Origin of the sequence: Dictyobacter arantiisoli (genome assembly GCF_008326305.1) — a bacterium.
Lineage (GTDB): Bacteria > Chloroflexota > Ktedonobacteria > Ktedonobacterales > Ktedonobacteraceae > Dictyobacter > Dictyobacter arantiisoli.
This window is the reverse complement of record NZ_BIXY01000241.1, coordinates 1-1,292: the sequence shown is the minus strand read 5'-3', so window position 1 is coordinate 1,292 and position 1,292 is coordinate 1. Positions and strand designations below refer to the sequence as shown.

Annotated in this window: 1 protein-coding gene; it reads left to right on the top strand. The window is 57.2% G+C overall.

The genetic code is table 11. The annotated features are described in order from the left end of the window. Nucleotides 1–141: 141 nt before the first annotated feature. Nucleotides 142–1,131, top strand: a complete 990-nt coding sequence (locus F1593_RS28030; protein ID WP_149404844.1) for a hypothetical protein — start codon at nucleotides 142–144, stop codon at nucleotides 1,129–1,131. Nucleotides 1,132–1,292 lie beyond the last annotated feature (161 nt).

The window sequence follows — 1,292 nt, the reverse complement described above, 5'->3', positions numbered from 1 at the left end:
CTTCGTAGAGCCTGAGAAGCGTAACGCCGGGTGCGGCAAGAAAGTGTGCGCGTGGATGCCCGCTTTAGCAGATTGGGGTTGTTTCCCTCTTGTTTTGCCATGGTTGCTGGTTTATTTTTTAGGAAAAAAGGATGGAGCACGATGGATATCCCACGTTTGCATACCCCTCCGACTGAAGTCACCAACGATCCGCAGGAACGGATGAATATGGTGTTGGATCAAGAGCACTATAATTGGTATGGGTCTTTTCCTGCCGCTGCCAACTCGGAGCACTACCGGACCTATCCCGACGGGAGGGGTGGATCAGGGGTCGATGCCTCAGGGGTCGCTGCTGCTTCGCAGGAGCACTGGGGTCAAGAGGATGGTGGCAGCGCTTCTTGGTTCTTGGAGCAGCGCGGCTCCAACGATGACGCAGCCGACTTTCAGCGCGGCTTCTATGCGCAATCCCCTGCCTATGCCTACTTTCCCGACGAGTCCCACGACGCGCAGCCCGCCGAGGTGGGGACGGCTCCTCCATGGGGTGCTGTGGATGGCTTAGACATTGACAACTCTGGGCGCGGCTTCTATACGCAGCCCCCTGACGACTTTGTGCGCGGCTTCTATATGCGGCCCCCTGACGACTCTGCTGTCGAGTCCCACGGCGCGCCGCCCGCCGAGGTGGGGACGGCTCCTGAGGACCCTTCCTCCCGACTGTTGCGAAGTCCGGGATTGACAATCTATAACCTGAATAATTACCTCAGCTATGTAGAGTTTGCTCTAGGCCCGGGCAAGTACACGAACCACTCCTCTCGTGAGCAACCCTCTCGTGAGCGACCTAAGAATAAGAAATTAGATAATAAATCGGTGAGCGCCCTTATCACAGGATCAAGAGGACAAATCAATGGTTGGGTCAACGCTAATGGGCGACCTGCCTATCAGCCTACATCAGACCGCAGCGAGGCTGCCAGGAAAGGCCATGAGACCAAGGGCCCCGAGGGACGCAGCGCGGCTGCCGATAATGCCCATGCGACCAAGGGCTCCGCGGGACGCAAAGCGGCTGTCCAGAATGCCACTGAGGCGAGAAGGAGGAAGGCAGCAGAAAGGAGGGATGCAGCAGATGCAGCAGCGTCGCGTGAGAATGATCGGAGGTGAGTGATAGGCAAAACGCAGGGCGCTGTGGGGGATCGGTACGACGGTAAATCGATGAAATACCTGAAGGGAAAAGAGAGGCGATACCTGAGGTTTGCATGCATGAGAGAGGGGTCATACTCATCCAATGCTCGATCAGGAGACGGGCACAATCGCGGTCTTTG

Excerpts from the sequence above, each read along its gene's own strand:
- F1593_RS28030 (WP_149404844.1), top strand. The coding sequence starts at position 142 with ATGGATATCCCACGTTTGCATACCCCTCCGACTGAAGTCACCAACGAT.